This window comes from Gordonia sp. NPDC003504, from assembly GCF_053587995.1.
This window is the reverse complement of sequence record NZ_JBSFPC010000005.1, coordinates 54,464-77,001: the sequence shown is the minus strand read 5'-3', so window position 1 is coordinate 77,001 and position 22,538 is coordinate 54,464. Positions and strand designations below refer to the sequence as shown.

17 protein-coding genes and 1 pseudogene are annotated in these 22,538 nt (G+C 66.3%); 12 read left to right on the top strand and 6 right to left on the bottom strand.

Going from position 1 to position 22,538, the window contains the following annotated elements:
* Positions 1-169 precede the first annotated feature (169 nt).
* The 7 genes and pseudogenes from nrdI to ACWDPV_RS11395 all read left to right on the top strand — a co-directional run bounded on the left by nrdI (position 170) and on the right by ACWDPV_RS11395 (position 9,526).
* Positions 170-727: a class Ib ribonucleoside-diphosphate reductase assembly flavoprotein NrdI gene (gene nrdI, locus ACWDPV_RS11425; RefSeq protein WP_449743059.1), complete on the top strand. Its 558-nt coding sequence runs from the start codon at positions 170-172 to the stop codon at positions 725-727.
* Positions 728-912: 185 nt separating this feature from the next.
* Positions 913-4,254, top strand: a pseudogene (nrdE, locus tag ACWDPV_RS11420) (class 1b ribonucleoside-diphosphate reductase subunit alpha); the annotation flags it as partial.
* Positions 4,255-4,292: 38 nt separating this feature from the next.
* A complete protein-coding gene (locus ACWDPV_RS11415) occupies positions 4,293-5,411 on the top strand; it encodes a hypothetical protein (RefSeq protein WP_348809089.1) in 1,119 nt (372 codons plus the stop codon).
* Between the two features lie 16 nt (positions 5,412-5,427).
* Positions 5,428-6,171, top strand: a complete 744-nt coding sequence (locus tag ACWDPV_RS11410) for a maleylpyruvate isomerase family mycothiol-dependent enzyme (RefSeq protein ID WP_348807549.1) — start codon at positions 5,428-5,430, stop codon at positions 6,169-6,171.
* Positions 6,161-7,684 carry an amidohydrolase gene (locus ACWDPV_RS11405; protein ID WP_449743058.1) on the top strand — a complete coding sequence of 508 codons (1,524 nt, stop codon included), beginning with the start codon at positions 6,161-6,163 and terminating at the stop codon, positions 7,682-7,684. The genes ACWDPV_RS11410 and ACWDPV_RS11405 overlap by 11 nt, the downstream gene beginning before the upstream one ends.
* Before the next feature lie 208 nt (positions 7,685-7,892).
* The gene (gene nrdF, locus ACWDPV_RS11400; RefSeq protein ID WP_348807547.1) at positions 7,893-8,894 is read left to right on the top strand and encodes a class 1b ribonucleoside-diphosphate reductase subunit beta; all 1,002 of its coding nucleotides are present in this window, start codon (positions 7,893-7,895) and stop codon (positions 8,892-8,894) included.
* Positions 8,895-8,962: 68 nt separating this feature from the next.
* Positions 8,963-9,526 (top strand): hypothetical protein, encoded by a 564-nt coding sequence (locus ACWDPV_RS11395; RefSeq protein ID WP_449743057.1) that lies wholly within the window; start codon positions 8,963-8,965, stop codon positions 9,524-9,526.
* Positions 9,527-9,554: 28 nt separating this feature from the next.
* Here ACWDPV_RS11395 and ACWDPV_RS11390 read toward each other — a convergent pair whose 3' ends face one another.
* From ACWDPV_RS11390 to ACWDPV_RS11380, 3 genes are read right to left on the bottom strand one after another with little or no spacing between them, the layout of a single operon-like run.
* Positions 9,555-10,352, bottom strand: a complete 798-nt coding sequence (locus ACWDPV_RS11390) for a hypothetical protein (RefSeq protein WP_348807545.1) — start codon at positions 10,350-10,352, stop codon at positions 9,555-9,557.
* Positions 10,349-13,318, bottom strand: a complete 2,970-nt coding sequence (locus ACWDPV_RS11385; protein ID WP_348809092.1) for a DEAD/DEAH box helicase — start codon at positions 13,316-13,318, stop codon at positions 10,349-10,351. The genes ACWDPV_RS11390 and ACWDPV_RS11385 overlap by 4 nt, the downstream gene beginning before the upstream one ends.
* 37 nt (positions 13,319-13,355) lie before the next feature.
* Positions 13,356-13,748, bottom strand: coding sequence for a PPOX class F420-dependent oxidoreductase (locus ACWDPV_RS11380; RefSeq protein ID WP_348807543.1), 393 nt, complete (start codon positions 13,746-13,748; stop codon positions 13,356-13,358).
* Positions 13,749-13,835: 87 nt separating this feature from the next.
* Here ACWDPV_RS11380 and ACWDPV_RS11375 point away from each other — a divergent pair, with 87 nt between their 5' ends.
* Complete coding sequence (locus tag ACWDPV_RS11375; RefSeq protein ID WP_449743056.1) at positions 13,836-15,236, top strand: DUF2252 domain-containing protein; 1,401 nt, start codon at positions 13,836-13,838, stop codon at positions 15,234-15,236.
* A gap of 57 nt (positions 15,237-15,293) precedes the next feature.
* On the opposite strand, the gene ACWDPV_RS11370 is transcribed toward ACWDPV_RS11375, so the two are convergent.
* The 3 genes from ACWDPV_RS11370 to ACWDPV_RS11360 form a co-directional block, all read right to left on the bottom strand.
* Positions 15,294-15,785: a beta-class carbonic anhydrase gene (locus ACWDPV_RS11370; RefSeq protein ID WP_348807541.1), complete on the bottom strand. Its 492-nt coding sequence runs from the start codon at positions 15,783-15,785 to the stop codon at positions 15,294-15,296.
* 111 nt (positions 15,786-15,896) lie between these two features.
* Positions 15,897-16,655 (bottom strand): isocitrate lyase/PEP mutase family protein, encoded by a 759-nt coding sequence (locus ACWDPV_RS11365; protein ID WP_449743055.1) that lies wholly within the window; start codon positions 16,653-16,655, stop codon positions 15,897-15,899.
* A complete protein-coding gene (locus ACWDPV_RS11360; protein WP_449743054.1) occupies positions 16,642-17,670 on the bottom strand; it encodes an ABC transporter substrate-binding protein in 1,029 nt (342 codons plus the stop codon). The genes ACWDPV_RS11365 and ACWDPV_RS11360 overlap by 14 nt, the downstream gene beginning before the upstream one ends.
* Before the next feature lie 276 nt (positions 17,671-17,946).
* On the opposite strand from ACWDPV_RS11360, the gene ctaD reads away from it, so the two are divergent.
* The 4 genes from ctaD to ACWDPV_RS11340 all read left to right on the top strand — a co-directional run bounded on the left by ctaD (position 17,947) and on the right by ACWDPV_RS11340 (position 22,209).
* Positions 17,947-19,710, top strand: coding sequence for an aa3-type cytochrome oxidase subunit I (ctaD, locus tag ACWDPV_RS11355; RefSeq protein ID WP_449743053.1), 1,764 nt, complete (start codon positions 17,947-17,949; stop codon positions 19,708-19,710).
* Between the two features lie 83 nt (positions 19,711-19,793).
* Entirely contained in the window at positions 19,794-21,011 is a 1,218-nt protein-coding gene (gene serB / locus ACWDPV_RS11350; protein WP_449743052.1) for a phosphoserine phosphatase SerB, read from the top strand.
* Positions 21,008-21,757, top strand: coding sequence for an aminoacyl-tRNA hydrolase (locus ACWDPV_RS11345; protein WP_449743051.1), 750 nt, complete (start codon positions 21,008-21,010; stop codon positions 21,755-21,757). The genes serB and ACWDPV_RS11345 overlap by 4 nt, the downstream gene beginning before the upstream one ends.
* Complete coding sequence (locus ACWDPV_RS11340; protein ID WP_449743050.1) at positions 21,754-22,209, top strand: cupin domain-containing protein; 456 nt, start codon at positions 21,754-21,756, stop codon at positions 22,207-22,209. Before ACWDPV_RS11345 ends, ACWDPV_RS11340 begins: the two co-directional genes overlap by 4 nt.
* Positions 22,210-22,538: the final 329 nt, after the last annotated feature.

The window sequence follows — 22,538 nt, the reverse complement described above, 5'->3', positions numbered from 1 at the left end:
ATGCCGATCCGGAGGGGAAGTCGGGATCGGCCGGGCTCGCGCGCAGCACGTGGACGCGGTTGCCTGCCCTGTGAGTGATTCCGGGGCAGGCAACCGGACCACAACTTTCGAGAAGAAGACCTCAGCGGCCGCAGATGGCCGTTCACGATCCGGCAGGGCGGTGGGAGAGATGGTGGAACGGCCGACCGGCACACCGCCGCTCATCGTGTATTTCTCCTCGGTGTCGGAGAACACCCATCGTTTCGTCGAGAAGCTGCGGCTGCCCGCGGTGCGCATCCCGCTGATCGACCGGGGCGGCCCAAACGCGGGGAACGCAGAGGCCGGGAGCGCAGAGGCCGGGAACGCCGCAGGCAGGATCGGTTCCTTCGAGGTCGACCAGCCGTACGTGTTGATCTGTCCCACCTATGGGGGCGGTAAGTCCTCCTCGATGGTCGGCGGTGGCTTCGTCCCCAAGCAGGTCATCCGCTTCCTCAACAACCCCCGCAACCGCTCGCGCATCCGTGCGGTGATCGCGGCCGGCAACACCAACTTCGGCGAGGAGTACTGCCTTGCCGGCGACATCATCGCGCGCAAGTGCTCGGTGCCCTACCTCTATCGATTCGAATTGATGGGGACCGAGCACGACGTCACCCGGGTCCGTGAGGGACTGGCGGAGTTCGGCGCCACCATGGTCGCCGAACTGCGTGAACCGGAAATGTCAGACCCCACGCCTATCGTGTGCGGGTGAGGGGTTCGCACCCCACCCCACGGTCCCATCAGCCAGCACGTCCACCAACCAGCACGCCCATCACCCGTTCGACACCCACCAACAGGAGAGTCTCCGTGTCGCCCACCACTTCTGTCTCCGACGTGACCACCGACACCACCACCTCGGCGAGCAAGTCCGGCGTGCACGCGGGACCGGCCGGACACGATCCGGGCGAACTCGATTACCACGCGCTCAACGCGATGCTGAACCTGTACGACGCCGACGGTCGTATCCAGTTCGAGAAGGACCGCGAGGCGGCGCATCAGTACTTCCTGCAGCACGTCAACCAGAACACGGTGTTCTTCCACGACCTCGACGAGAAACTCGATTACCTCATCGAGGAGAATTATTACGAGCCCGAGGTTCTCGAACGCTACGACCGTGAATTCGTCAAGCTTCTCTTCGGGCACGCGTACGCCAAGAAGTTCCGATTCCCGACCTTCCTCGGCGCATTCAAGTACTACACCAGCTACACGCTGAAGACCTTCGATGGCAAGCGCTACCTCGAGAGGTTCGAGGATCGCGTCTGCATGGTGGCGTTGACCCTGGCCGACGGTGACACAACGCTGGCACGCAATCTCGTCGACGAAATCATGGAAGGCCGTTTTCAGCCGGCGACTCCGACATTTCTGAATTCGGGAAAAAAGCAGCGCGGTGAGCCCGTAAGTTGTTTTCCGGCCGGGACTCCGGTCGATACCGAGCACGGCCCCCAGGCCATCGAAACACTCAAGCCCGGCGATCGGGTGCTCTCCCACGACGGCACGTATGCCGCCGTGGAGAAGCTGATCGAGAACCCCAATGATCAAGCGCTGGTGTCGATTTCGCACTTCGGACACAAGGAGCCGATCCTCTGCACGCCGGAGCATCCGATCCTGGTCTGGACAACGCGGGAAGTAGACACCATCATCGGCGGCGATGGCGCCGACATCTTCAACGGCTTTGTGTGGCTCGCGGCCAAGGACATCGATCCGTCGGACTTCATCGTCACCACGGCACCCTCTCAGGGGCGGCCAGTGCGACGCCACGACCTGATGGCGTACGTGGGGGAGGGGACATACGAGGAAGTCGATGGGCTGATCCAGAAGGTCAACTCCGACAAGAAGCACCGAAACAAGCAGCGTCACAGCCAGACGTTCAACTCGGTCAATCGGTATGTCGAAGAGTCCTATGACCTCGGATTGATCCTCGGTTGGTATGTGGCCGAGGGGCATGTTTCCAAGCGCTCAACGAACAGATCCGTGCCCAACGGTGTGCACTTCACCTTGGGTGCACATGAACTCTTCTATCAGAACGATCTCGCGGACGCCTTCAAGCGAGTCTTCGCGACCGACTTGCGGGTCCATGAGAGCGTCAGCGACCATTCGGTCCGAATGGTGTGCAACAGCAAGGTGATCGCGGAGCTGCTGCTCTCCCTTGCTGGGACCGGCTTCGGTGACAAGCGGCTTTCGGCGGATGTGCTCACCGCAGATGAGGAGTTCCAACGTGGACTGCTCATCGGGCTCTTCCGGGGCGACGGCTGCTCAACCACCGGTGGAATGATGGTGGATCTGGTGAATCCTGAACTGGTCGACCAGGTTCAGTTGATTCTGCGACGACTCGGCATCATGTCCACCGTCCGGCGCTACGTCAACCAGGCGGGCAACATCACGGGTCAGGCATTCGTTCCCGGTACTCCGGGTACCAACGAGGATTTCATTTTCGACGTCGGGAAGAACCTGCACAACTATGTCGGTCGCAAGGGCGCCCTACGGACGACCTATCAGGTGGTCCACGGCCGCCATGTCTATGGCATTCGTGAGCTGAAGCACACCGATCAGACTCCCGAGAAGGTGTACAACCTCCACGTCGAGGGGACCCACACGTATTCGATTCATGGGACCGTGGTCCATAATTGTTTCTTGTTGCGAATCGAAGACAACATGGAATCCATTGGGCGGTCGATCAATTCGGCATTGCAGCTGTCCAAACGCGGTGGTGGCGTCGCCCTTTTGTTGTCGAATATCCGCGAGCACGGTGCGCCCATCAAGAAAATCGAGAATCAATCGTCGGGCGTTATTCCGATCATGAAATTGCTCGAGGATTCTTTTTCCTATGCCAATCAGCTCGGCGCGCGTCAGGGTGCCGGTGCGGTCTACCTGCATGCGCATCACCCCGATATCTACCGCTTTCTCGACACCAAGCGGGAGAACGCGGATGAGAAGATCCGCATCAAGACCCTGAGCCTGGGCGTGGTGATCCCCGACATCACCTTCGAGCTCGCCAAGAACAACGACGACATGTACCTGTTCAGCCCGTACGACGTCGAACGTGTCTACGGCAAGCCGTTCGCCGACGTCAACGTGACCGACACCTACCACGAGATGGTGGAGGACAAGCGGATTCGCAAGACGAAGATCAAGGCGCGCGAATTCTTCCAGACCCTCGCCGAGCTGCAGTTCGAATCGGGCTACCCCTACATCATGTTCGAGGACACGGTGAACCGGGCCAACCCGATCGACGGCAAGATCACCCACTCCAATCTGTGCTCGGAGATCCTGCAGGTGTCCACGCCCTCGACGTTCAACGACGATCTGTCCTATTCCCATGTGGGCAAGGACATCTCGTGCAACCTCGGGTCGCTGAACATCGCCAAGACGATGGATTCACCCGACATCGGCGCGACCATCGAAACCGCGATCCGTGGCCTGACCGCCGTCAGTGACCAGACGGCGATCACCTCGGTGCCCTCGATCGAGAAGGGCAACAACGACTCTCACGCGATCGGCCTCGGCCAGATGAATCTGCACGGCTATCTCGCCCGGGAGCGGATCTTCTACGGTTCCGAGGAGGGTGTGGACTTCACGAACATCTACTTCTACACGGTGCTGTTCCACGCCCTGCAGGCGTCGAACACCATCGCCCGCGAGCGCGGCAAGGCGTTCGCCGGCTTCGAGAAGTCGACGTACGCAACAGGCGAGTTCTTCGACAAGTACACCGAGCAGGTGTGGGAGCCGACGACGCAGCGTGTGCGAGAGCTGTTCGCCGAGGCCGACATCCACATCCCGACCCAGGATGACTGGCGGGTGCTGAAGGCATCGGTCGCCGAATACGGGATCTACAACCAGAACCTGCAGGCGGTGCCGCCGACCGGATCGATCAGCTACATCAACCATTCGACCAGCTCGATCCACCCGGTCGCCGCCAAGGTCGAGATCCGCAAGGAAGGCAAGATCGGTCGCGTCTACTACCCGGCGCCGTTCATGGACAACGACAACCTGGAGTACTACCAGGATGCCTATGAGATCGGCTACGAGAAGATCATCGACACCTATGCCGCGGCGACCCAGCACGTCGATCAAGGCCTGAGCCTGACCCTGTTCTTCAAGGACACCGCCACCACTCGTGACGTCAACAAGGCACAGATCTACGCGTGGCGCAAGGGAATCAAGACGCTGTACTACATCCGACTGCGTCAGATGGCTCTCGAGGGCACCGAGGTTGAGAACTGCGTGTCGTGCATGCTGTGATGGGCACCCTGTAACAGGCCGCGACATCGGGGGTGCGGATGGCCGAGAAGAAGATCGACTACCGGAAGCGGCCGGCACCGGGGAGTACGCCGGTACCGCCGGTCCAGTCCGGGTGGCCGGTGCCGCCCGCGCAGCACGCTCCGGCGGCCGCGTCGGGGTGGCCCGCGCCGCCCGTCGCGCCGGCCCCACCCGCTCAACCCGGGTGGCCGGGGCAGGCCGCGCAACCGGCCCCGCCGGTAACCGCACCGCGGCCGGTGCCGACCGAGGTGGGCGTCGTCGGCGCCGCGCCCCCGAGTTGGACCACCTTCTGGGTGTTCGGGTCGGTCGTCGGCGTGCTGCTCCTGCTGGCACTGATCTTCGTGGCCACGGGTTCGGCGGTCGGCGTGTTCTTCTTCGGTTTCGTGGGGGGCATCCTGGGCTTGCTGTACCTGCTGTCGCTCTGGGGAGCCCGGTCGGTGATCGGTAAACCCCAGGTGACCGCCGGTGCTGCCGGAATCTGGGCTCCGCGATTCCAATTGCGCTGGGATCAGGTCAGGGCCCTGGATTTCGTCTCCAACGGCCGCGAGTACTCGAAGATCGATCCCCACAAGACCAGTGTGGCGAAACGACAGATGACCTCGCTGGTGGTCACCTCGCGTGAGCGCGGCGCCAACGGTCGACCCGTGCAGTACGGAACGACCCTGTGCTTCAACCACTCCCACAATTACGAGGAGTTCCGTCAGGCGGTCCGAAGACTCGCCCCGCACGTCGAGTTCCGGACGGACGTGAGTGTCGAGGACACCGTTCTCGACCCGGCGGTCCAGCAGGCGGTGCAGCAGCAGCTGGCGTCGACCGGTCGCCTGGTGGTCACCACCAAACGTGGCAAGGAGAAGATGTCCTTCGACCGAAACGGCGCCACCCTCGGACGCAACTTCGCGCCGTGGCCGGAGATCACCGCTGCGGTGGCGGTCATCGACCTCCACACCGACCGGACCGGGGGAATCTCCACCACCACCCGGACGCAGACACTGGTGCTCCTGACCAATCAAACGAATCCCAACGGCCAAGAACGCCGGTTCCGGCACTCCTACGACGAATCGTTCCAGCCACCCATCGAGTATCTCCTGCCGGTGCTGCGTCAGTTGGCGCCGCACATCCAGGTGGCCGACCAGCGCTGAGGGTAGCCTGCGACGGATGACACCCGAACGCTGGCTCGACGCCATCCGGCTGGAGAGTGATCGGCTCGCCGCCACCACCCCCGCATCGCTCACCCTGCCGGTGCCGACATGTCCCGGCTGGACCGTTCACGACCTCCTCGGACACGTCGGCGCCGTCCATCGCTGGGCCGCCGACCGCCTGATGGAGACGCGACTGTACCGCGGATACGACGGAATCCCGGTCCCCGAGGGCGCCGCGGTGATCGACTGGTACGCGGCCGGACGCGACCTTCTCGTCGACGCGTTGATCTCACGCGACCCGGACTCCCCGGCGAAGACCTTCGTCGGCGAGCGGACCGTGGCCTTCTGGTATCGGCGCCAAGCCCACGAATTGGCGGTGCATCGCTGGGATCTGGAATCGGCCACCGCGCCGGCAGCCCAGGCACCGATCGAGGCCGACCTCGCCGCCGACGGCATCGACGAGTGGCTGGAGGTGTTCGTTCCGCGTTTCATCGCCGCCGGCGACCCCGTGCCCGACGAGGTGCTGGGCCGCACGATCCACCTGCACGCCCACGACCACACCGACCGTCACTGGGTGCTGCGCCCGACCGCCGAGCGATTCGATGTGTCCGACGAGCCCGCGGAGGCAGACGTCGCCATCCGCGCGACCGCCGATGATCTGCTGCTCACCGTCTGGCATCGACGCGCCCTGGACGACGCGGACGTCGTCGGTGACCGTGACCTCGCCGGTGCCGCACTCGAACTCGTCCATGTCACCTGAGGCGTCATCCGAGCCCACCGGCGCCGACCTCATCATCCGTTCGGCGCGGATCATGTCCGAGGATGGCACGGTCACCGAACCCGTCGACATCAGGATCGCCGGTGGCCGGGTCGCCGACATCGGCGGGGTCACCGCGCACGGGCAGTCGGCCCGCGAACTCGATGCCGGCGGGCGGTGGGTGATCCCCGGACTCTGGGATCACCACGTGCACGTCACCCAGTGGGCGCGGTGGGGTGAGCGGCTCGACGTCTCCGGCTGCACTGCACCGCAGGCGGTGATCGATCGGGTGCACCACCACATCGAGGAGGTGGATTCGTCGTCCGGGCAACAGGATTCGCGCGTGATCCTCGGTGTCGGACACCGACCGTCGCAGTGGTCGGAGCCGGCGTCGGTGACCGCACTCGACGCGGTGTCCGGACGGCATCCGGTGATCCTGATCTCCGGTGATGCCCACAGCGGCTGGCTCAACAGCCGAGCACTGCAGGTCTGCGGCCTCGAGCACCGCACGGGCCTCGTCGACGAGAACGAGTGGTTCGCGGTGTTCGCGCGCCTCGACGAGATCGCACCGACGCAGACCCCGGAGTTCGATCAGGTGCAGCGGGCGATGACCGCGGCCCTGACCCGCGGCATCGTCGGGATCACCGACCTCGAATTCGCCGGCGCACATCGCGTCTGGCCGGAGCGGATCGCCGCCGGCATGATTGCGCCCCGCATCCGCGCCGGGTTCTACCCCGACGCCCTCGACGAGGTCCTCGGGTCCGGTCTGCCCGGTTCTGGTCTGCGCACCGGTGACCCGTTGGCGCACAACGTTCTTCTCGGTCCGCTGAAGATGATCACCGACGGTTCGCTGGGATCGTTGACGGCGCACTGCTGCGACCGCTACGCACCCGAACCCCATCCATTCGGCAAGCAGAACTTCTCCGGTGCCCAGATCCGGGAATTGCTCTCGCGCGCCACCGCGGGTGGCCTCGACGTCGCGGTGCACGCCATCGGCGACGCCGCGGTCACCGAGGCGCTCGATGCCTTCGGGGTGACCGGCGCCCATGGCAGCATCGAACACGCCCAGTTGATGCGCCGCGACGACCTCGTCCGGATGGCCGGCCTCGGGGTGGTGGCGAGCGTGCAACCCGCGCATCTCCTCGACGACCGCGCTGTCACCGAACGTGTCTGGGCGGATCGGGCCGATCGGTGCTTTCTGCTGCAGAGCATGCATCGGGCCGGGGTGGCCCTCGCGCTCGGATCGGACGCGCCGATCGCGCCCCTGGATCCGTGGCTGGCCATCGACGCCGCGGTGTGGCGCGCCGAACCCGGTGAGCCGGCGTGGAATGCCGCCGAACGACTGACCGTCGGACAGGCGTTGTTCTCCTCGACCAACGGGGCGCCGCCGCTCGCCGTGGGGTCGCTCGGCGACGTCGTGCTGCTCGACGACGATCCGTTCGGTGTGCGGCCCCGCGACGTGCGGGTGGCGGCGACCGTCATCGGTGGTGATCCGGTGTGGTCTGCCCTGGGATGAGTGGCGACCAGCCACCCATGATTTGGGGCCTCGTGCGTCACACCATCCCCAGATGTTGTGGTTTTTCACGATCTTGGCGTCGGATCGAGTGTCGGTCCACGATGGCCGGGCGCGACGGCCTAGATTGGTCCTATCGCTCATCGCACCAGCCGCGCTGCGGCGAACTGCGGACACCGACCCGAATCCACCCATCGACCCCGAGGAACAGATGACGGCCACCTCTCACAGCCCCGCCGACGGCGCCCCCATCAAGCTGGTCAGCCGGGTCTCGGCGATCAACTGGAACCGCGTCCCCGATGAGAAGGACGCCGAGGTCTGGGATCGCCTGACCGGAAACTTCTGGCTGCCGGAGAAGGTTCCGGTGTCCAACGACATCCCGTCGTGGAACACGCTGACGGAGTACGAAAAGCAGCTCACCATGCGGGTGTTCACCGGTCTGACGCTGCTCGACACCATCCAGGGCACCGTCGGTGCGGTCTCGCTCATCCCGGATGCGACGACGCCGCATGAAGAGGCGGTGCTCACCAACATCGCGTTCATGGAGTCGGTGCACGCCAAGAGCTACAGTTCGATCTTCTCCACCCTGTGCTCGACCAAGGAGATCGACGAGGCCTTCCGCTGGTCGGAGGAGAATGACCAGCTGCAGCGCAAGGCGCAGATCGTCATGGACTACTACCGCGGCGAGGATCCGCTCAAGCGCAAGGTGGCCTCGACGCTGCTGGAGTCGTTCCTCTTCTACTCCGGTTTCTATCTGCCGATGTACTGGTCGTCGCGCGCCAAGCTCACCAACACCGCTGACCTGATCCGGCTGATCATCCGCGACGAGGCGGTGCACGGCTACTACATCGGCTACAAGTATCAGCGTGGTCTGGAGACGCAGAGCGCGCAGCGTCGCCAGGAACTCAAGGACTACACCTTCGAGTTGCTCTTCGAGCTCTACGACAACGAATCCGATTACACCGAGGCGCTCTACGACGAGGTCGGTCTCACCGAGGACGTCAAGAAGTTCCTGCGCTACAACGCGAACAAGGCGCTGATGAACCTCGGCTACGAGGCGATGTTCCCGAAGGACGAGACCGACGTGAACCCGGCGATCCTGTCGGCCCTGTCACCCAACGCCGACGAGAATCACGACTTCTTCTCCGGGTCCGGTTCGAGTTACGTCATCGGCAAGGCCGTCAACACCGAAGACGAGGACTGGGACTTCTAGCGGGGCACAACCGAAGGACGTCGATGGCGGCTCCCGGGCGGTCAGCAGCGCCGAAGCCGGGGTTGACCGTGACCCGGTTCCGGACCTCGATGATCATGCAGGTCATCTTCATCGGCACGGCCCTTGTCATCGTGGTGACCACCCTGGCCGGGACTCTCGCGTCAGGCGGCAGTACGACGGGTGTGGTGGTCGTGATCGTGATGTTCGTGGTCATCGCACTGCTCGTGTGGTGGATACTGCGTCGCCGAACGCTGATGGTGATCGCCGTCGACGCCACCACGCGAGCCGGATATGTCGAGAAGCCTGCACGCGGCACGGACGCGGGGTGGCGAATCCCGTTGTCCGACATCACGCGTGCGCATGTGGCCATGCATACGAAGTGGGTCGGGTCGGGAGATGCTCGCACCCAGAAGAAGCGCCAACTCCTCGGCCTCGAGACCCAGGCGTGGGTACCGACGTGGCATGCGCACCCTGCCGCCGACCCGCGGTGGTTTCCCGACCTACCGGATCGCGCTCGCCAGTACGTCGTCCACATGGGTTCATCGGGTGGCTACGGGCGACGACGCCGGCGAATTGTCGCCGCCTTCGAGCCCAGCCGGGTGGAGGTTGTTCTGCACGAGCGCAATGAATGAGCGAGGGTAGCGGCCCCTTGACGGTCCTTCACTCCTCGACGAGCCGGTCGTACAGGTCACCGAGCTCATCGACCGCCTCGGCGATGTCACCCGGCGCCACCCCGGATGCCCGCAGGGCCGCCCGCAACGCCGCGGTGTCGAGGTCGGTCATCGGATTCATCCGCGGCGGTGACGGCAGCGGGGGAGCGGTCGCGCCGGTGCCGTAGAAGTCGACGGTCGGTGGTGCAGAACGCGATTCGGTCCACACGAGCGGATTGTCGGGGAGCCCGGACGGTTCTCCGGACACGTCCTCGATGGCCGCGAGCAGTTCGGGTAACGATGTTCCCATCAGCGTGAGCAGTGTCAGCGGGGTGCGGTCGATCTCGGCCGCGATCTCATAGGTCACCGTCAGTACGTGGATGCAGCGACCCGAGGAGTCCGGGCACGTGCAGTCACCGACGATGTCGGCACTTTCGGTGGGCAGCAACAACTCTCCGAGCGTGTCGGGTTGCTCGCCACGGGCCAGATACATCACGTCGGTGATGCCGCCGGCCGCGGCCAGCAGCGAGACCACCGTGGTGGCGTCGACGGTGCGAACCTCGAGGAACACCTCGAAGGGGTCGAGTTGACTGCCCTCGACGACCGCGGTCACCATTCCATCACCGATGGACACCCGATGCGCATTCCGATCGCGAAAGTAGCTGCGCGCCTTCGTGATCTTGCGGTTCTCGACGATCTCGGAGGTGACCTGCCCACCCGGTCGGCCCTCGACGACGTCGACCAGGGCCCGGGACCACGGCGTCAACGCATAACCGCGGACCGGGGTGGTGCCACGCCGCGCACTCATTCGCTCACCGCCTCGTCGCGGAGCCGGAACAGTTCGAACAGTTCGTCGTCGCCGAGGTCACCCATCCAGTTCTCGCCCGTCGACACCGTCAGCCGGGACAACTCGCGCTTCTTGGCGATGAGGTCGTCGACGCGTTCCTCGAGGGTGCCCACGCAGACGAAGCGCCGCACGTGCACCCGCTGGGTCTGACCGATCCGGTAGGCACGATCGGTGGCCTGGTCCTCCACGGCCGGATTCCACCACCGATCCACGTGCACAACGTGATTGGCGGCGGTCAGGTTGAGTCCGGTGCCGCCGGCCTTGAGCGTGGCCACCAGAATCGGCGGCCGCGCGGAGCCGTCACCGCGCTGGAACCGCTCGACCAGCAGGTCACGCTCGCCGCGTGGCAGACCACCGTGCAGCAACGGGATCTCGGTGCCCAGCACCTCGGTCAGCCACGACGAGACCAGTTCGCCGAACACGGCGAACTGGGTGAACAGCAACCCCTGATCACCTTCGGCGACCAGGGTGGTGACGATGTCGGAGAGGAGTTCGAGCTTGCCCGACCGATGGTGGCCGCGGCGCAGTATCGCCGATCCGTCACCGAGGTAATGCGCCGGATGATTGCAGATCTGTTTGAGCCGGGTCAGTGCGGCGAGGACCGTGCGGCGCCGCAGCGCGCGCTGCTGCTTGTCGGCCAGGGCGGCCATCAGATCGTCGATCACCGCGCGGTAGAGGGCGGCCTGCTCGACGGTGAGGTTGGCCCGCACGGTGAGCTCGTTCTTCTCCGGCAGATCGGAGACGACGGCCGGATCGGTCTTCTCCCGCCGCAGGATGAACGGGCGGGTGAGGGTGGCCAGCCGACGGACGGCGGCCGGATCCCGATCCCGCTCAATGGGTTCGGCGAAGCGGTTGCGAAACGCCGAGGCCGAGCCCAGCAGCCCGGGATTGACCAGGTCGATCACCGCACGCAGGTCCTCGAGGCGGTTCTCCACCGGGGTTCCGGTCAGGGCGATGCGGTGAGCGGCGGGGATGGCGCGCAGTGCGCGGGCTGCGGCCGTCCGGACGTTCTTCACGTGTTGCGCCTCGTCGACGATGACGTGCCGCCACCGATGCGCGGACAGTAGATCGCGATCGCGGGCGGCGAGGGCGAACGTCGTCAGCACCACGTCGATGCCGGAATGGACCGCGGTGAACGCGGCACCCTTGGATCGTCCGGCGCCGTGATGGACGGTCACCCGCAGATCCGGTGCGAACCGTTCCAACTCGTGGACCCAGTTGCCGACCACCGACATCGGACACACGATCAGCGAGGGCGCGCTGTCGCTTTCGTCTCCACCATCGTCGCGTGCGTCGTACTCGTGACACAGCAGCGCGATGATCTGCAGCGTCTTGCCCAGGCCCATGTCGTCGGCGAGGACGCCACCGATGCCCTGGCCGGACAGGTACGCCAGCCACTCCAGGCCGCGGTGCTGATAGGGCCGCAACACCGCGTGCAGCGACGCCGGGGCCGCCACCGGGACCGGGGCCATCGTGCCCGTCTCGGCGATGGCATCGAGCCAGGCCAGTCCCTGCACCGAGGTCACCGGTACCGGCACGCGGTCGGTGTCGTGCGCGACCATGTCGAGCAGCTCACCCATGTCGGGTGTGTGCCCGGACGTCCGCAGCGCGCGTTGCGCCGCGATGAAGGCGGCCGCGCGGGTCAGCGCGGCGCCCTCGGCGCGTACCCACACCCCGCGGATGCGCACCAGATCGCCCTTCTGACGCGACAATTCGTCGAGATCGGCGTCGCTGAGCGTGATGGCGTCCGGGCCGTCACCCAGGGCGAGTCGCCACTCGAACTCACGGATCTCGCGCAGGCCCACCATGCGGGCCGGGGCGCCACCGCCGGTCACCGGGGCCGCCCGCACCCCGAGGGTGGGCCGCACCTCGGCGATGGTGCGGGGGAGCAGGACCGGGAGGCCTGCCTCAGCCAATGCCTGTGCGCCGCTGGTGAACAGCGCTTCCGCGAGATCGCCGGTGAGCAGGAAGTCCAGCGAGGTGCGGTCGGGGTCGGCGCGACCCAGATCCGGGAATGCGCGCACCGCGGTGGCGAGTTCGGTGGTGATCTCGTCGAGTTCGGTTGCGTCCAGGCGATGCGGGACCACCGGATCGATGTGACCGTCGTCGGAGCGTCGGCAGACCTGCAGACGCCACCGGAGCCGGTGCGGGTCGCCGGGAACCGAACCGGCGGTGAACAGTTCGTCGTCGAGGTCCTGCGGATGATCCGGATCGTCGGGTTCGTGCAGACGGAAGAGCACCGTCGAATCGCCGGCGGGAGCGCTCGCCGTCCACTGCGTCCACGCCGACATAGCGGTCGGGCGGGTGGCCGACGCCGGAACCGCGGAGTCGACGAGGGCCGCGATCAGCGGGGTGGCCGGATCGGCCGCGCCGAGGCGGGTCGCCGACGCGGTGATCCGGGCACGGCACTCGTGATCGACGAGTTCGGCCGCAAAGTCCATCAGCGCCTCGGTGCCGCCGTTGTCCAGCAGCGCCGCCGGTGCGCCGCCGGTGATCACCGCCGACCACGCACGCCACTGCGGTGTGGCCACCGGGCGCCAGACGAACACCGACTCGCCCGCCACCTCGGCGACGGTGGGTGCCACGACGCGGGCATCGACGAAGCGTCTCACCCCGTCGAGAAGGTGGCGGTACCACGCGATGTCGCCGGCGACCGCCACCGAGCGCGTCGCGTCCAGGAACGACACCGCCGACGCCACCCCGAGCGTCATCGTCGCGACGAAGCGACGCCTGCCCGACTCGTCAATCACTCCGACCTGCCGGCGAAATCGTTTGCCGGACAGCAATGATCGCAACGGTTCCGGATACGGTGACCCGGCGGCTTCGGTGTCGTTCCCGTCGGTCTCGTCCCAGACCGAGAGGCCGACGCCGGGACGCCACAGGACATGCAGCGCGGCGGCCGGTTTGGGGGCCGGTGCGGCGACCACGGTGGGTGCGGTGTCGGTCGATGAGGTGGCCGCGGCGCTACTTCTTTCCGAAATAGGTGGCGTTCAACGCGAGGATGACGCGATCGGCGGCGTCCGGGGGCGGAGCCTGATCGGCGTTGCCGTAGCGCTTGCCGAGCACGACGTAGAACGATCCGGTCGGATCGTCGGTGACCGATTCGAGGGTGCCCCGCACCTCGAGGTACCGATACGGATTGTCGGGATCGGTGATGACGAACGAATAGTTCGGATTCTGCTGCAGGTTGGCGATCTTCTTGCGGGCCTTGGTGTGGGTGAACCGCAGCTGCCCGTCCTGCCAGGCGAACCACATCGGGGTCGCATTGGGTACGCCATCGGGTCCGACGGTGGCGAGCACACCGACAATCGGACGGTCGAGCAGGTCGTCGTAGCCCTCGGGGATCGTGGTTGCCATGCCGTCCAGGGTAGTGGGCGCCACCGACACGACTCACCGGCACGATCGGGTGACCTGATGGTTCATCTTGGAGCAGACTGGTCAGTCATGGCCACCCCGTCACTGCCGCAGCCGCCGACGCAGAGCGAGATGCTCGCGACCGGCCCCACGATCTACTCGACCGCCGACCGGTCGATCGGTAAGGCCGCCCGCAAGGTCGTGCCACGCAGTGCGTTGGGTGACTGGGATCCGGATCGGCGTGGACACGATGCGCTCGCCACCATCTTGGCGCAGAACACCATTCGGGATCAGGTGCTGTTGCCGATCCGCCACGAACGCATGTCGGCATCGCCGTGGACCTACTATCGCGGGGCCGCCGCGGTGATGGCCGCGGACCTGGCGTCGCGTCCGAACACGGGGATCACGGTGCAACTCTGCGGTGACGCCCACGTCCTGAATTTCGGGCTGTGGAACACCCCCGAGCGGACCCTGGCCTTCGACCTGCGTGACTTCGACGAGACGCTTCCCGGACCGTTCGAATGGGACCTCCTGCGATTCCTGGCGAGCCTGGTGGTCCTCGCCCGCGAGAACAACGTCGACGCCGTCACCGCCACCGGCGCGGTCCGCGCCGGATTCCAGGGCTACCGCAAATGGATTCGGACGTACGCCGGGTGGCCGATCCTGGACGTGTGGGCGGAGAAGATCTCCGTCGACGACCTCGTCGGGTATGTGGCGTCACCGGCCAACGGAGCCCGGCTCGATTCGTATCTGGAGAAGCGGGCGCAGAAACGCACGGCGCGGGGAGCGAGCAAGAAGCTGACCCATCAGGTGGATGGCCGTCGGCAGATCGTGGAGGACCCGCCGTACCGGATTCACGCACTCAGTGGTTACCGCGACGTGCTCAACGACGTGATCCGCGCCTACTATGCGACGGTCCCGGAGAACATCGCCGCGCTGCTGCGTCGCTTCGATCTGGTCGACGCGGTGCAGCAGGTCGTCGGCGTCGGCAGCGTCGGGATGCGGGTGTTCCTCAATCTGGCCGAGGAACACGAGACCGGCGACCCGATGTTCTTCCAGATCAAACAGGCCGCCGCCTCGGTGTACGAACCGTTCCTGTCGCCGAGCAGTTACGACAACCACGGTCAACGAGTCGTCAACGGCCAGCGACTGATCCAGAGTGCCTCCGACATGTTCCTGGGCTGGACCCGGATCGCCGACTGGGACTTCTACGTGCGCCAGTTCCGCGACGGCAAGGTCATCCCCGACGGACCGCGAGTGGCCGGCGTCATCGAGCAGTTCGCGACGGCCTGCGGACACGTGCTGGCCCGTGCGCACGCGCGCAGCGGGGATGCCCGCGCGATCGCCGACTATCTGGGGACATCACGCAAGGCCGAGGAATCGGTGGTGCGGTTCGCCAACGCCTACGCCGATCAGACCGAACGCGACCACGCGCAGTTGGCCACCGCGGTCGCCGACGGGTCGATTCCGTCGGCGCCCGGCTGGCCGTGAGCCCGGTGGTGACGATCAGTCGGAGATGATCAGGCGGAGACGATCAGTCAGAGACGATCAATCGGTGACCTCGTTGAGTTTTCCGGTGGCCACGTCGAAGACGAAGCCGCGCAGTGAGCTGGTCTTGGTGATGAACGGGCTGTTGCGGATCCGGGTGAGTGACTGACGCACGTCCTCGTCGACGTCGCCGAATGCCTCGGCGGCCCACTGCGGCTTCTGCCCGATCTCGTTCTGGATCTCGCGTTTGAAATCGTCGTCGGTGAAGGTCAGCATGCCGCAGTCGGTGTGGTGGATGAGGATGATCTCGGTGGTGCCGAGCAGTCGCTGGCTGATGGCCAGTGATCGGATCTCGTCGTCGGTGACGACACCGCCCGCATTGCGGATGACGTGTGCCTCACCGTCTTTGAGGCCGAGGATGCGGTAGACGTCCAGGCGCGCATCCATGCAGGCGACCACCGCGACGTGACGACTCGGCGGCAGCGGCAGCGGGCCGGAGAAGGTGGCGGCGTAGGCGGCGTTGTTCGCCAGGTATTCATCGGTGACAGTCATCTGTCCACGATGCTCGTCGACCTCTGCCGACGTCGACGGTTTCACCCGGTCGGGGTCAAACCATGGCCGGATGCGCATGTGTGGTGAGCTCGCGGTCGGGAGAGCCCGCGTTCAGTGCCAGCGGGCCAGCAGTGCCGTCGAGCGGGCCGCGAGGTCGGCCTGCCAGAAGGGGCCGAAGCTGATCCGGCCGACACCGAGGTCCGCGAAATGGGTCAGGGAGTCCTCGGCGGGCAACCCGATGGCGTTGACCGGGAGCGGCAACTCCGAGGTCAGCCGGCGGTGCACGTCGTCGGCATGCCGGCCGACCGGGTAGAGGCACGTCGCACCCGCGTCGGCGCAGCGGCGCAGCCGGTCGATCGCGCGGTCGACGCGGTCGGCGTCGTCGCCGATCCGACGCAGCAGCACGTCGGTCCGCGCATTGATCACGATGGGCACGCCCGCGGCGTCGGCCGCCTCGCGCAGTGCGGCGACGACCTCGGCGTGTTCGGCGGGTTCGCGGAGCCTCCCGCCCTCGGAGTGCACGGTGTCCTCGATGTTGAGACCGACCGCTCCGGCGTCGAGGAGACCGCCGATGAGGGTGGCCGCCGACTCGCCGTATCCGGACTCGATGTCGACCGACAGAGGTACGTCGACGGCCTCGGCGACCTGGGCGACCCGGGTGCACAACTCGGCAAAGGTCATGCCCTCGTTGTCGGAGCGGCCGATGGAGTCGGCCACCGGGTGACTGCCCAACGTGAGTGCGGCGAACCCGGCGTCGACGGCCAGGCGCGCCGACCACGCATCCCAGACCGTCGGCAGCACGACGGGATCGCCGGGCCGGTGCAGGGCGGCCAGGGTCCGGGCCGCCACGCTGAGATCAGGAGTTGGCATTGAGAGATTCCTTGACGTCGTTGAGCACTAACCACGCTGAGGCCAATCCGCCACCGCCGTACCAGATCTCGTCGTTCACCGACAGCACCCGCTTCCACGTCGGTGCCCCCATGTCGAGCCAGCGATCCGAGAGCAGGACCTCCTCGCCGTGCGCCTGCCCGTCCTCACCCTCGAAGGACACGTAGATGAGGTCGGCGTCGGCGTCGGTGAAGTTCTGATCGGTGACGGTGACGTTCTCCGGCCCGCGTTGCGCGGCGGGGCGCTGGACGCCGATCTGGGTCAGGATCTGTCCCGCGAAGCTGTCGGTGCCGGCCAGGATCTCCGCATCCTTGGTGAACCGCACCAGGGACACCTGATTGTGGGCGGCATCCATCCGACGGCCGGTCTTCTGTGCCTCGGTGTCGAACTCCTGCTGCAGGCGAGTGCCCTCGCCGGAGCGGCCCAGCGCGGCGGCGACCGCGGTGAAGCGTTGCTGCCAGTCGTCGTCGGTGTCGATCGTGACCGTTTTCGCCGTGCCGAAGGCGCCGGCGGACGTCGCGGTCGCAGGCGTGGTCAGGACGATGTCGGGTGCCGCGGTCTGCACCGCCGCCGCATCGGGTTCGGCACCGATGGTGGGCACCGACGTCAGTTGGGGGCCGAGATACTCGGGCACGCTGCCCGGCGCCGCGGTTACTGCGGTCACCTTCGGGCCGAGCCCGAGGGCGCAGATGTCGTCGAGCAGGGCCGGATCGGTGACCACGATGCGCGAGACGTCGGCCTGCGGGTTGTCGGCGACCGTCGGGGCCAGGCATGTCCGGGCGTAGTCGCGGTCGGCGGAGACCACGTTGACCTCGGCGATGCGGGTCGTCGAGGTGGAGATGGTCTTGCCGTCCGGCGTCATCAGCGTCGACTGGTCCTCGGAGCATCCACCGAGGGCCAGGATGGCCGTCACGGCGATCGCCGATATCGCCGTCAAACCGCGGCGTCGGGAGGTACCCGCACGCCATCCGCTCCGGTAGTCACCGCCACGCTGCACCCGCTCAACCTAGCAGGGCAGCCATGCGGTTCCGTCGACGTCGCAACCGTGGCGGTGGGCCGCGATCCGAAATGGTCTCCGGTGGGGCGGCGCGTCGTCCGTCGCATGCCGGTTGACCTGCCCCGATGGTGCCGCTGGAAAATCAAGTACGACGGATCGTAGGACCCACTCGGCCGGGGTGGGTGCAAGGGTTTAGGATCGGTAACCAGCGCTCGGTTTGTTCATGTGCCGACCGGCGGAAATCGCATCCCGACCGGTCGGGCAAGAGGAGGATCTGTGACCGCGGTAGACCAGCCCACCACGCAAGTGGCCCCAGTACGTCCGTACCCGGAGCGCTATCAGCCCAAGGGTTCGTTCATCTACAAGCTGATTACCACGACCGATCACAAGTTGATCGGCATGATGTACATCGTCGCGTGCTTCGCGTTCTTCCTGATCGGCGGCCTGATGGCGTTGCTGATGCGCGCCGAGCTCGCTCATCCGGGAATGCAGTTCCTCTCCACCGAGCAGTTCAACCAGCTGTTCACAATGCACGGCACCGTGATGCTGCTGATGTATGCGACCCCGATCGTCATCGGCTTCGCGAACTTCGTGCTGCCGCTGCAGATCGGCGCACCCGACGTCGCCTTCCCGCGACTCAATGCCTTCGGCTTCTGGCTGTTCGTCTTCGGTTCGACCGTCGCGATCGGCGGATTCATCACCCCCGGTGGTGCCGCTGACTTCGGTTGGACCGCCTACACCCCGCTGACCGACGCGATCCACTCGCCGGGCGTCGGTGCCGACCTGTGGATCATGGGTCTCGGTGTCTCGGGTCTGGGAACCATTCTCGGTGGCGTCAACATGGTCACCACCGTGGTCTGCCTGCGCGCTCCCGGTATGACGATGTTCCGGATGCCGATCTTCACCTGGAACATCCTGGTGACCACGGTCCTGATCCTGCTGATCTTCCCGCTGCTGACCGCGGCCCTGCTCGGTCTCGAGGTCGACCGTCAGTTCGGTGCCCATCTCTACGACCCGGCCAACGGTGGTGTGATCCTCTGGCAGCACCTGTTCTGGTTCTTCGGTCACCCGGAGGTGTACGTCATCGCGCTGCCATTCTTCGGCATCGTGTCCGAGATCTACCCGGTCTTCGCCCGCAAGCCGATCTTTGGCTACTCCGGCCTGATCTACGCGACCCTGGCCATCGCGGCCCTGTCGGTCGCGGTGTGGGCTCACCACATGTACGTCACCGGCGCCGTCCTGCTGCCGTTCTTCTCCTTCATGACCTTCCTGATCGCGGTGCCCACCGGTGTGAAATTCTTCAACTGGATAGGCACGATGTGGAAAGGCAACATGACGTTCGAGACGCCGATGTTGTTCTCCGTCGGCTTCATCGTGACGTTCCTCTTCGGTGGTCTGACCGGTGTTCTGCTCGCCAGCCCGCCGCTGGACTTCCACCTGTCCGACAGCTACTTCGTCGTCGCCCACTTCCACTACGTGCTCTTCGGCACCATCGTGTTCGCAACCTACGCCGGCGTCTACTTCTGGTTCCCCAAGATGACCGGTCGCATGCTCGACGAGCGCCTGGGCAAGTGGCACTTCTGGCTGACCTTCATCGGTTTCCACACCACCTTCCTGGTGCAGCACTGGCTGGGTAACGAGGGCATGCCGCGTCGCTACGCCGACTACCTGCCGTCGGACGGGTTCACCACGCTGAACATGATCTCGACCACCGGCGCGTTCATCCTCGGACTCTCGACGCTTCCGTTCCTGTGGAACGTCTTCAAGAGCTACCGCTACGGCGAGGTCGTGACCGTCGACGATCCGTGGGGCTTCGGCAACTCCCTGGAGTGGGCCACCAGCTGCCCGCCGCCGCGCCACAACTTCACCGAGCTGCCTCGTATCCGTTCCGAGCGTCCGGCCTTCGAACTGCATTATCCGCACATGATCGAGCGAATGCATGCCGAGGCCCACGTCGGACCGGGTCACAGCAGTGAATCCGCCGAGCACACGCGGCGTGATCCACTGACCGTCGGCGACCACGAGTCCTCGGCCGACTGACCAGGAATCACTCGGTGGTCGACTCGAAAGAATCACACACCACAACCGCACCCGGATCGGCATCGCCCGGTCCGGGTGCGGTCGTGAAGACGACCCTTCTGGTCACCGTCACCGGCCCCGACAAGCCGGGCGTCACCTCGGTGCTCATGGGAGCACTGGCCGGGCAGCAGGTCTCGCTGCTCGACGTCGAGCAGGTGGTGATCCACGATCGCCTCACCCTCGGTGTGCTGGTGGCCGTCGACGGCGATCCCGAAGCCGTCCAGGACGTCGTCGAACAGGCGATGTCATCGATCGGGATGGACGTCAGCGCCGAGATCAACGCACCGTCGGACGGACACGCGCCGTCCACGCACGCGGTCGTGTTGCTGGGCAGTCCGGTCACCGCACGCGCATTCAGCGCGGTGGCCGCCGAACTCGCCGGACAGGGCGGCAACATCGACTCCATCCGCGGAGTCGCGGACTATCCGCTGACCGGGCTGGAACTGATGATCAGCGTCGGCGGGCGCGATGACGTCGCCGCCGACACCGCGCTGCGCAAGGGTTTGGCCCGCGTCGCGACGAAGCATTCGGTCGACATCGCCGTCGAGCGCGGGGGGCTGGCGCGCCGCGCGAAGCGTCTCATCGTCTTCGACGTCGACTCCACCCTCATCCAGGGTGAGGTCATCGAGATGCTCGCCGCCCACGCCGGCCGTGAGGCCGAGGTGGCCGCGGTGACCGAGGCCGCGATGCGCGGCGAGTTGGATTTCGCGCAGTCGCTGCATCAGCGGGTGGCCGCGCTGGCCGGACTCGACGCCTCCGTGCTCGACGAGGTGGCCGCGTCGCTGCAACTGACGCCGGGTGCCCGCACCACCATCCGGACCCTGCACCGGCTCGGCTATCACTGTGGTGTGGTATCCGGCGGATTCCGTCAGGTCATCGACGCGCTCGCACACGAACTGGAGCTCGACTTCGTCCGCGCCAACACCCTCGAGGTGATCGACGGCAAGCTGACCGGGCGCGTCATCGGCGAGATCGTCGACCGCCCCGGCAAGGCCCGGGCGTTGCGGTCGTTCGCCGACCACGTCGGCGTGCCGATGGAGCAGACGATTGCCGTCGGCGACGGCGCCAACGACATCGACATGCTCAGTGTCGCCGGACTCGGCATCGCGTTCAACGCCAAACCGGCGCTACGTGAGGTCGCCGACGCCGCGCTGAATCATCCGTTCCTCGACGCGGTGCTGTTCATCCTCGGCGTCACCCGCGACGAGATCGAGGCCGCCGACGCCGCCGACGGGGTGCTGCGGCGGGTTCCGCTCGAGTGACCGATCCGGGGTTGCCGTCGGATCCGTTCGCCGACGACTACCGGCGCCTGACCCGCTACGTCGGCGGAGCGGGCGATCCGGAGAATCCGGCCGACGTCCTCGCGATGCAGATGGTGGTGCGGATCGAGAAGACCGCACCGCCGGACCGGGCGGACCTGCTGGTGGCCGCTGCCCGAGCCGTGGCCCTGCTGTGTCTGGACGATCGTGCCGGTGGCGACGGACCGTGGGCCGAGCCGATGGACGCGTGGTGCGACGCCCGTATCCGTAAGATCGCCCGACGGGCGCGCGGTGCGCAATGGGCTGCAGCGCAAGAGGTCTGGGGTGTGACGGCCACCGTCGGCGACGTCGAGGCCAGAGCGCTGGTGCCCGGCCGCGTCGGCGACGTCGACAAGCGGATCTCGCGACTGCAGATCGGCGGCACCGAGGTGGAGGGCTCGCTACCGACCGAACCACCCATCGGCGGCGTGTGCCTGTGGGTGAACCCGGACCTGGAGATGACCGTCGGCAAACTCGCCGCGCAGGTCGGCCATGCGTCGATGCTCGCGGTGCGGTTGATGGACGAGACGTCGGCCCGGGTGTGGCGTGATGCCGGCTGCCCGCTGTCGGTGTGTGCCGCAGACTCCTCGCGGTGGGCGGCACTGATGGCCGTGGATGCGACCGGCGCCGCGGTCGCGGTCCGCGATGCGGGTTTCACCGAGATCGCGCCCGGGTCGGTGACGGTGATCGCGGAGGTGCGCACGCCATGACGAACGACGAATTGCCGCTCTGGGCACAAGGATTGGGGCTGACGCCACACCCCGAAGGTGGTTGGTTCACCGAGACGTGGCGTAGCGAACTGATGTTGCCTGCCACGGTCCTGCCCGGCTACGACGCCGACCGCGCGGCGGGAACCGCGATCTTGTTCCTGCTGATGCCCGGTCAGCAATCCGACTGGCACACGGTGCGCGGTGCCGAGATGTGGCTTTATCACCGTGGCGCGCCGGTCGAACTCGACCTGGGGGGCGACGGCGACGAACCGGACGAACCCACCACCACGGCCGTCGGTGCCGACATCGCAGCCGGTCAGCGGCCGCAGGTACTGGTGCCGCCACGACACTGGCAGCGAGCGCGATGCACCGGCGATGAGGCGTCACTGGTCAGCTGCATCGTCGTTCCCGGATTCGACTTCGCCGATTTCCGGCTCGTCGACAAGGGCTAGGGCACGGGGTCACCGTGCCGGCCGAGCGTCGAGACCTGGTGGGGTATGGCTGGTTTCGGGTTCCGGCTTTGTCGTGCGGTGGTCTCGACTCGGGCACTCGCTGGCGCTCGCGCCCGGTTCGACCGGCGGAATTGCTGGTTGCGCCTGCCGTCGTTCCGCTGGTCGAGGTGTCCGTGTCCCGCTGGTCGAGGTGCGAGGAGCGCTAGCGACGAGCCTCGAGACCTGGTGAGACAGGGCTGGTTTCGGGTTCCGGCTTTGTCGTGCGGTGGTCTCGACTCGGGCACTCGCTGGCGCTCGCGCCCGGTTCGACCGGCGGAATTGCTGGTTGC